This is a genomic window from Candidatus Neomarinimicrobiota bacterium (assembly GCA_041862535.1).
In the GTDB taxonomy this organism is placed as follows: domain Bacteria; phylum Fidelibacterota; class Marinisomatia; order SCGC-AAA003-L08; family TS1B11.
This window is the reverse complement of the sequence record JBGVTM010000268.1, coordinates 1-8,695: the sequence shown is the minus strand read 5'-3', so window position 1 is coordinate 8,695 and position 8,695 is coordinate 1. Positions and strand designations below refer to the sequence as shown.

12 protein-coding genes are annotated in these 8,695 nt (G+C 57.9%); 6 read left to right on the top strand and 6 right to left on the bottom strand.

The window, feature by feature from the left end; genetic code table 11:
• From ACETWG_09935 to uvrC, 3 genes are all read left to right on the top strand, one after another.
• The coding region (locus tag ACETWG_09935; GenBank protein MFB0516903.1) for a T9SS type A sorting domain-containing protein at window positions 1-416 on the top strand (416 nt) is incomplete at its 5' end.
• 10 nt (window positions 417-426) lie between these two features.
• A complete protein-coding gene (gene mce / locus ACETWG_09930) occupies window positions 427-831 on the top strand; it encodes a methylmalonyl-CoA epimerase (protein ID MFB0516902.1) in 405 nt (134 codons plus the stop codon).
• Window positions 816-2,675 carry an excinuclease ABC subunit UvrC gene (gene uvrC, locus ACETWG_09925; protein ID MFB0516901.1) on the top strand — a complete coding sequence of 620 codons (1,860 nt, stop codon included), beginning with the start codon at window positions 816-818 and terminating at the stop codon, window positions 2,673-2,675. The genes mce and uvrC overlap by 16 nt, the downstream gene beginning before the upstream one ends.
• 3 nt (window positions 2,676-2,678) lie before the next feature.
• Here the strand turns inward: uvrC and ACETWG_09920 are convergent, their stop codons facing one another.
• Window positions 2,679-2,921, bottom strand: a complete 243-nt coding sequence (locus ACETWG_09920; GenBank protein ID MFB0516900.1) for a DUF2283 domain-containing protein — start codon at window positions 2,919-2,921, stop codon at window positions 2,679-2,681.
• Window positions 2,922-2,943: 22 nt separating this feature from the next.
• The gene (locus ACETWG_09915; protein ID MFB0516899.1) at window positions 2,944-3,210 is read right to left on the bottom strand and encodes a DUF4258 domain-containing protein; all 267 of its coding nucleotides are present in this window, start codon (window positions 3,208-3,210) and stop codon (window positions 2,944-2,946) included.
• A gap of 47 nt (window positions 3,211-3,257) precedes the next feature.
• Between ACETWG_09915 and ACETWG_09910 the strand changes: the two genes are divergently transcribed.
• On the top strand, window positions 3,258-3,488 hold the full coding sequence (locus ACETWG_09910) for a helix-hairpin-helix domain-containing protein (protein MFB0516898.1): 231 nt from the start codon (window positions 3,258-3,260) through the stop codon (window positions 3,486-3,488).
• 203 nt (window positions 3,489-3,691) lie between these two features.
• Here the strand turns inward: ACETWG_09910 and ACETWG_09905 are convergent, their stop codons facing one another.
• The 4 genes from ACETWG_09905 to ACETWG_09890 form a co-directional block, all read right to left on the bottom strand.
• Complete coding sequence (locus ACETWG_09905; protein MFB0516897.1) at window positions 3,692-3,964, bottom strand: type II toxin-antitoxin system HicB family antitoxin; 273 nt, start codon at window positions 3,962-3,964, stop codon at window positions 3,692-3,694.
• A gap of 230 nt (window positions 3,965-4,194) precedes the next feature.
• The gene (locus ACETWG_09900; GenBank protein MFB0516896.1) at window positions 4,195-4,614 is read right to left on the bottom strand and encodes an acyl-CoA thioesterase; all 420 of its coding nucleotides are present in this window, start codon (window positions 4,612-4,614) and stop codon (window positions 4,195-4,197) included.
• 82 nt (window positions 4,615-4,696) lie between these two features.
• Window positions 4,697-5,512, bottom strand: a complete 816-nt coding sequence (locus ACETWG_09895; protein MFB0516895.1) for an inositol monophosphatase — start codon at window positions 5,510-5,512, stop codon at window positions 4,697-4,699.
• A gap of 82 nt (window positions 5,513-5,594) precedes the next feature.
• Window positions 5,595-6,998, bottom strand: a complete 1,404-nt coding sequence (locus ACETWG_09890; GenBank protein ID MFB0516894.1) for an alanine/glycine:cation symporter family protein — start codon at window positions 6,996-6,998, stop codon at window positions 5,595-5,597.
• A gap of 207 nt (window positions 6,999-7,205) precedes the next feature.
• Between ACETWG_09890 and ACETWG_09885 the strand changes: the two genes are divergently transcribed.
• Together ACETWG_09885 and ACETWG_09880 are read left to right on the top strand one after the other, a co-directional pair.
• Window positions 7,206-7,571 (top strand): DUF3566 domain-containing protein, encoded by a 366-nt coding sequence (locus ACETWG_09885; GenBank protein ID MFB0516893.1) that lies wholly within the window; start codon window positions 7,206-7,208, stop codon window positions 7,569-7,571.
• A 146-nt stretch (window positions 7,572-7,717) separates the two neighbouring features.
• On the top strand, window positions 7,718-8,695 hold a 978-nt coding region (locus ACETWG_09880), incomplete at its 3' end, for a hypothetical protein (protein MFB0516892.1).

The following is an 8,695-nucleotide window of genomic DNA, read 5'->3' as shown; positions in this document are numbered from 1 at the left end:
ATGATAACCCGATGCGTACACCTGATTATCTCCAGAGGCTGGTTGTGGATGCAGGGGGTAATACGTACCTTGTAGGGGGGAGTGGCAGGGAGGCGGGCTCATTAAAAATTACTACCTTGAAGTACCTTGCTACCGGGGAAGAAAACCGGCCACGAATATCCGGACTCGCCTACTCATACCCAAATCCTTTTGCCGCCTGGACGGCCGTTGTCTATCGCTTGGATGAACCGTCGGATGTATCGCTGAAAGTTTTCAACCTCCTTGGCCAGGAGATTACTACCTTGATTGACTGGTACCAACCGCCTGGGGATTACCGCGTGTTCTGGACTCCCAACCGGCTGCCCAGCGGCGTCTACTTTTATCAACTTCGCGCCGGCAAGTTCGTCGCATCGAAGAGGATCATCTACATAAAATAGGGGTAGAGCTATTAAAATCCTTAGTATTGAACACATAGCCATTGTCGTGGAGGACCTTGACGAGCTGGCGCGGGTCTTCCATGAACTGCTGGGAATCCGGGAGCGGAAGACCGAAGAGGTGGCCAACCAGCAGGTCATCACTGACATCTTCGATACCGGTGCCGGCAAGGTGGAGCTGCTCAGGAGCACCGCGGAGGATTCTCCCATCAGCAAATTTATTCAGCAGCGTGGCCCCGGCTTCCATCACATCGCCTTTCTGGTAGATGATCTGCGGGCCTGGTTGGAACATCTCAGTGGGCAGGGCGTGGAGTTGATTGACCGGGAGCCGCGCGCAGGGGCCGAGGGCTGCCAGGTGGCCTTCATTCATCCCCGTTCCACCGCCGGTATCCTGGTAGAACTATGTCAGAGACCGTAAGCCTCCAGGACAAGCTCAAGCGCCTGCCGCGGTCGCCGGGCGTCTACCTGTTCAAGGACGCCCAGGGCGATATTATCTATATTGGCAAGGCGAAGGTGCTGCGCAGCCGGGTGCGTTCCTACTTCTCCCAGAGGGATCCATCCGGACGGGCACCAGGCGTTAAGGACGTCAAGACCCGGCGGATGGTGCCCAAGATAGCTGACCTGGACTGGATCGTGCTGGCCAGCGAGACGGAGGCGCTCATCACCGAGCAGGAAATGGTGCGCCATCACCAGCCCCGGTACAACCTCAGCCTCAAGGATGACAAATCCCATCCCTACATCCGGATCACCAGGGAGCCCTACCCGCAGGTGATTCTTACCCGCAAGGTGGAGCTGGACGGCGGCCGCTACCTGGGACCCTATACCGATGTGAAACGGCTGCGGGAGACTTTGCAGGTCCTGCACAAGATTTTCACCATCCGCACCTGCACCTACCAGATCACTGACGAAAGCATCAGTCAGCGGCGGCACAAGGTCTGCCTGGACTACCACATCAAGCGGTGCGAGGGGCCGTGTGAGGGGTTGGTGAGTCAGGGGCGTTACCAGGCGATGGTCAATCAGGTGGAGCAGTTCCTCCAGGGCCGTTCCGATGAGATTGTGGCCCACCTCAAGGACAACATGGAGGCCGCTTCGGAGGGGCTGCGCTACGAGGACGCGGCCCATATACGGGACCAGCTCCAGGCCGTGCAGCACTACACCGACCGCCAGGCCATCCTGTCGCAGGACTTCGGTGATCGCGATATCCTGGCGGTGGACGTGGCCTCCAGTTATGGTGTGGGGGTCGTGCTCAGGGTACGGAAGGGGAAGCTGCTGGGCAAGGAGAAATTCGATCTGGTTGTGGCTGATCCGCAGGACCGGGAAGAGAATTTCTACGGTTTTCTGAAGCTCTACTACAGCCAGACGCCTTTCATTCCCCCGGAGATTCTGGTGCAGGAGTCCACCGAAGAGCAGTCGGCCCTTGAGGTCTGGCTATCGGAGCGGGCCGGGCGGAAGGTGCGGCTTATCCATCCCCAGCGGGGGGAGAAGGTCCGGCTTGTGCGCATTGCCATGCGCAACGCCACCCTCATGCTCAACGAGATCAAGCTGCAGAAGGCCCGGCGGCAGGAGCTGCTGCCGGCTTCGGTAGAGAGCCTGCAGGAGGACCTGGGTCTGGAGGTGCCGCCCCGGCGCATCGAGGGCTTCGACAACTCCAATATCCAGGGGGCCCATCCCGTGTCGGCCATGGTGTGCTTCGTGGATGGCAAGCCCAGGAAGAGCGATTACCGCAAGTACCACATCAAGACGGTGGCCGGCCCCGACGATTTCGCATCCATCCACGAGGTGGTGCTCCGCCGCTACCGCCGGGTGCTAGAGGAGGGAGGCCCAATCCCCGATCTGATTCTCATTGACGGTGGCAAGGGGCAGCTGTCCATGGCCAAGGCCGCCCTGGACGACCTGGGCCTGTCCTACGTGCCGGTGATCGGTCTGGTCAAGCGGCTGGAGGAGGTGTACCGCCCCGGCCACTCGGAGCCGTTCAACATCCCCAAGCACTCGCCCGGTCTGGCGCTGCTGCGGCGGGTGCGGGACGAGGCCCACCGCTTCGCCATCACCTTCCACCGCCAGCAGCGGGGCAAGGCTATGACAACGTCCGTCCTGGACGATATCCCCGGTATTGGGCCCAAACGTTTGAAGGCCATCTGGCAGGCGTTCGGCTCGCTGGAAGAGATCGCTAACGCCGAGGCTAAGGAAATAGCCCAGCAGGCGAAGGTACCGCTAGCGGTGGCGGAGGACGTGCGGGAAAGGGCGCGGGAGGTAGGGGGGTAAGAACTAGTCGATGGCTAAGGGCAGTTCAGCCTGGTCTCCGGTGGCTTCATTTATAATCAGCACTCTCCCCATGTCTTCCCGTCGTAACTGCTCATTGGCGTTCAGTAGCTCAATACCATAAACGGCACCATCAGGAGCCAGGTCCACGTTTAGTTCGTTGCTGACTTGGATCGTTTCTACCTGCCCCTTTTTCTCTCGAAACCGTATGTAGGCGATGTTGTAGCGCGGATCATACGTAAATCTCATTGACTATCTCCAGAAAAGTTATCTAAAAGTAACGTGTAATCACGGTAATAACTACCCAAACCTCGTTCTCCGCGATAGCATACACTTCCACTTGTTTGGTTGCGAAATGTCTATCCTGCCACACACTATTATAAGTGAAGTTGCGTCTGAAGCATGTACGTCCAAATTTGACTGGAAATTGTTCTCCACCATCAATTGTTGCTTTGACATCTTCTTCGGTTGCTCCTCGTTCTTTCATGCGCTCCTGCGCATGGGGATGGAAACGAATAGTTAGCTGGGGCTCGGCCATATCAAAATTTAATCAGGTCTTGGTAATGTACCTACTGCCGGAACGACATCCCCGGCGTCGGGCCCCAGCGGCTGAAGGCTATCTGGCAGGTGTTCGGCTCGCTGGAAGAGATCGCTAATGCCGAGGCTGAGGAAATAGCCCAGCAGGCGAAGGTGCCGCTGGCGATGGCGGAGGAGGTGCGGGAGCGGGCGCGGGAGGTGGGGGGAAAAGGAGATGGGGAGAAAGGGTGCGGGGGAAGCAGTTGCGACAGGTTATCTCATTGGTATTGTTTCATTTGAGTTGGCTCCATTCTTCTGTTGTAATCTTTCGGCCGACGATGGCTTCAACTTCCTGCAAAATCATCCGTAGCTGTGGAACAGAATATTCAGGGTTTGACGGAATCGCCAGACGATACTGCTTATAGATCATAAACTGATGCCGGGTCCCAGAGTAGGGTCCCTCAAAACCTATCTGTCTAAGTCGCCGTATAAAATCACGACGCTTACAGGGTATTAGCCGGCTCATGGACGGGTTGCTTGTTAAGATCGATGCCGCCAATGACGGGCAAAGGATGACCCAATTTGAGGCCCACTAGAATCCAATCTTCCAGGGTGGAGCGCAGCTCCTGTTCACACTCACGTAAAGTGCTGCCAAAAGCCACCACTCCTTTGCATGGAGGAATGCGCCCGTGGAAGGTGCCGTCATCAAGCTTGTCGTAGGCGGCTTGAGCCATGGCCTGTTCGACATAGCTGCTTAAAATGAACTGTGTTGCCATCATACTACCTTTGATTTATGGTGAAAGTAATGCGAGAAGATGGGATCGTACAACCGGAAGGTGGTGCTCTGCTATCGAACGCCAATCAAAGCGCCGGTTCCAGCGGGATCCCTTTGGAAAAGGCCATTTGGCAGGCGTTCGGCGATCGGTGGCGGGGAAGGTGCGGTAAAGGGCGGGGAAGGTGGGGGATTCTACCGATAGATCTACGGCGATGGTGGCCTCGCTCAGCTTTACCTGTACTGTTCCTGGTAAATCCTCACCAGCTCCTCCGGCAGGGGTATTGGCCGCCAGTCAGATAGACTGATCATTACCCCCACCTGCCGGGCGCTGGCCACCACCTGCTCGTCCACGAGAAACTCCGCCGTCAGCTCCATCTTTTTCGCGCCCATGTCGCTGGCCCACATGCGGCCCACGACGTTATCGAGCAGCTTAACGGGCTGCTGGTAGTCGATCTCGGTGCGCACGAGCACGGGGGCAAAGCCCTGCGCCAGCATCTTTTCAAACGGGTAGTAGTCCGCCAGGATTTTCAGGCGCAGGTCTTCCAGCCAGCGGATGTAGACGATGTTGCTGACAATGCCGGCGAAATCGATGTCGTAGGTCTTGACCTCGAAGGGCAGCTCGACTTCGAAGGGTCTGGCTTTCGGTGTCATGATTTCCTCACCGTGTTGGTTGATGCCAGGATGCGGCGGTTTGTGAGCCTGGTATTAGGGGCTGACGGTAGGCGATCGATATTCATCTCAGGTCGGCGAGCGCGGGCCGGGCCATGACGGCCAACACTTCGGCGTGGATGCGGCCGTTGCTGGCCAGGATGCGGCAGCCGGAGAAGGGCATGGGATCGCCGAGCCAGTCGGAGGTGCGGCCGCCGGCTTCCCGGCAGATCAGATCACCGGCGCAGATGTCCCAGGGATTGAGGTGGGCCTCGTAGAAGGCGTCGAACCGCCCGGCGGCCACGTAGCAGAAATCCAGGGCCGCGGCCCCCATCCGACGGACTCCCTGGCAGCGGTCATACAACTCCCGGAACAGGTCGAAGCTGCGATAGAAAACATCATCGTGGGTATAGGGAAAGCCGGTGACCAGGAGGCTGTTCTGGAGCAGGTCCACCTGGCTGACCTGGATGGGGTGGTCGTTAAGGCTGGCTCCCCGGCCTTTGGTGGCCAGGAACTCCTCACCCAGGGCCGGGTTGAGCACGACGCCCACCACAGTTTCGCCGCCTACCTGGTAGCCGATGGATACGGCGAAGATGGGCAGCCCGTGGACGTAGTTGGTAGTACCGTCCAGGGGATCGATAATCCAGCAGGGGGTGTCGGACGATCCCTGGTTATAATCCCTCTCCTCGGCGATGATGCCATGCTCCGGGAAGGCCCTTTGAATGGAGGCGACGATCTCCTGCTCGCTGGCCAGGTCGGCTTCGGTGACCAGGTCCACCTTGCCCTTTTTCTCCACCCGATCCAGGCGGCGGAACTTATCCATAATGATGGTTCCGGCCCGCCGGGCGGCACTCAGGGCCACCTCCAGGACTCGGTCCATGTCAGGCGCGGGAGTCGTCATAATAGGAATTCAGGGAACGTTGGAGTAATAACTGCGCACATGGAACTTTGAACGGTATGTGAACCTGGTATCATTATGAGGCTTACTCTAATCGGCGTAGGCTCTGCTGGGCGAGATATTCCTTATAGGTCAGGTGTTTGCGGGAGAAGTATTCTTTGGTCATTACTTTCAGTATGCCTGTCAAGAAGATGACCCCAATGAGATTCGGGATTGTCATCAGGCTGAGGGCGATATCGCCGAAATTCCATACGAAGGCCAGGGGTAGGATAGCACCCATAAAGTTGAAGAAGACATAGACCCAGCGATATGGTTTGATTGCCTGGGGGCCGATCAGATATTCTACGGAGCGATCCCCGTAGTAGCTCCAGGCGACCATGGTCGAGTAGGCGAAGAGGAAGACGGAGCAATTGACAATGATGCTGCCGACCTGTGGTGCCATGCTGAAGCCGGTGCGGAAGGCTTCTCGTGTAAGTTCAGCTCCGGTGAGAGCGGTGGAGTCGAGGACGCCGGTGGAGAGGATGGTGAGGCCGGTCATTGAGCAGATGATCAGGGTATCGACGAAGGGTCCCATCAGGGCCACGGCCCCTTCCCGGACCGACTCTTTGGTTTTAGCTGCGGCGTGGGCGATAGGTGCCGAGCCCTGGCCGGCTTCGTTGGAATAGAGGCCGCGACGGATGCCCCACATGACGACGGTAAATAGACCGCCCCAGCCGGCCTTAAGGGAGAAGGCTTCCTCGAAAATCGAAGTGATGGCAGCGGCGGTGTCGTGAGGCCGCATGAGGATAACGATCAGTGCCCCGCCAACATAAAGGATCGCCATAGTAGGAACCAGGCGACTGGCGACGGCGGCGATGCGTCGGATACCGCCGATGATCACCAATCCTACGAGGAAGGCAACCAGCAGGCCGGTGACCCAGGTCGGTATCCCGTAGGTGGCGATGGTTTGGGCAACGGTATTGGCCTGGTTCATATTTCCGGTACAGAAGGAGCAGGTGGTCGCCAGGATGGCGAAGGCAATGGCGAGTGGTTTCCAGGATGGTCCCAGGCCCCTTTCGATATAGTACATGGGGCCACCGGAAGCGGAACCGTCTTCGTGAATGGTACGGAAATTGTGGGACAGGGAGCACTCGGCATATTTCAGGGCCATACCGAGGACGGCGGTGACCCACATCCAGAAGAGGGCGCCGGGGCCTCCCAGGCGTAGAGCCAGGGCGACACCAGCGATATTGCCGATGCCGATCGTGGCGGATAGGGCGGCGGACAGGGCCTGGAAATGGGTGACGTCGCCCTCATCTTCGGGATTGTCGTATCGGCCCCCGATGACATCGAAGCTGTGCCTGAGCTTCCGTACCTGTATCCACCTCAGACTGAAGGAGACGAAGAATCCCGTGCCCAGGAGGATAAAGATGAGCGGGAACGAAATCCACCTACTGGCCGTTGCCGTCCAATCAGTGAGTAGCTGACCCAGCTGGGTGAGTGATTCCAATAACTCTCCTATCTGAAATGTTGATCAATAGCCTATTTGTATCAGAGGCAAGTTGGGATCTGGCAAGGGCATAAGATGGGCGGATAATAGTCAGAGATGCGCAAGCCGTCCAAACAAAACTTGTCCTACAGCGGGTAAACTCAGGCATAGAGTGCTTCGGTCGGATCATGGATCGGTTGTATATTCCCAATTGTGAGCCAGGTCCTGGTGAAACGGATCGATCTATGGTCGGTGGCGCGGACGGTCTTTCCGCTGGGGTGGATTGTCGCCTTCATCGTCATTTTTGTAAGCTATCTGCTGGTAGGCAGCCTTGTCATCAACCTGGCCAGCGAGTTCACCGATGTCCCGATTATCGACCGGGGTACCGGTGTGTTCGCGGGATTCCTGCTCAGCCTGTTGTTGGGATTCTTCAGCACGGTGGCACTCACACTCATCGCCGTCGTGGCAGCAGTGATATATAACTTTCTGGCGGCCCTGGGGGGCGGGATTTCAGTCAAGCTTTCGGAGCCGGTTGCGATGTCGGAGTCGAGCGGGGGCGAAACCGATAAGTCCCAGGGTAAGGAGTCGGAATAGACCCATCAGGAACATGGCGGAGGGGGCTTTACTGGTTTAAATTAAAACATTGGAGCCGCATATTGTTCGTACAGGTCTTTGAGTCTCGTAAAAAGGACGGTGCTAAGACCGTTTAAGTTTTAATTATGTTATGGATCTGGTATAACGTGATTTCCAGAGGCCGGGTATTTTCCCTGTTCTGGTTGCTGGTATTGTTGTGCGGTGGTCTGTTGGGGCAGATCAGGCCGCCGGGGCGGGATACGGTCACGCTTTTCGTCCTGGATTTTGACAACCTCCAGGGGGACGAGCGGCTGATGTGGCTGACCAAGGCGCTGAAGGACATGGTGCTTTTACGCATGGAGGAGGAGCCGCGGATCGAGGCCAAGGATGCGGGTGATATCACCCCCTTCCTGGAGGCGCGGGTGGCGGAGCGGGCGGAGGTGCCGCGCCACCTGGCCAGCAACACACTCCTGCTGATGGGTGCCTACCGCCGGGAAGGTGCCCTCCTGATAGTGGACGTGCAGCTGCTGGACATGCAGTACTGGACCAGCCTGAGTAGGGGGTCTATCGAGGCCCTTTACAGTGATATCCCGAAGTTGAATGAGCTGCTGGCGGACAAGGTTCGTGAGATGGTGATGGGGATTGAGTTCTTCAGTGGCATTGATCTGAAGGCGCCGCTGGAACCTGCCCGTCCGCCGTTGCCGCCGCCTGAAGCGGCCAAGCCCGGCTACGCCCCACCGGAGGAATACGGCAAACAGCTGCCCCAGCTGCAGGAAGACCTGGTCCGGGCGTTGGAAGACCTGGAGGAGGCCATGGATGTCTACTCCGGTTACAAGCAGGAGCCCAGCGGCACTCTCCAGACGGGGGAGAATTATTACCGGGATTTTCAGCTGGAGGGGTTCGGTACCCTGCCGGAGGAAAGGGCCCGGCATACCGAGCTGTTTGAAGATGTCCTGCGCCGGGTGGCCGATAATCCCTACGCGGCCGACATCGGCGACCTGAGCCTGGAGGTGGACCCCTACAACAACGACCGGGTGTACATCAGCATTCCCGTTGCTTATCGGATCAAGCAGATACTGATTGAGGACATGCTCTACAGCCTGCCCTACGTGTCTACCCGGGAAGAACGCCACCTGCGCACCATC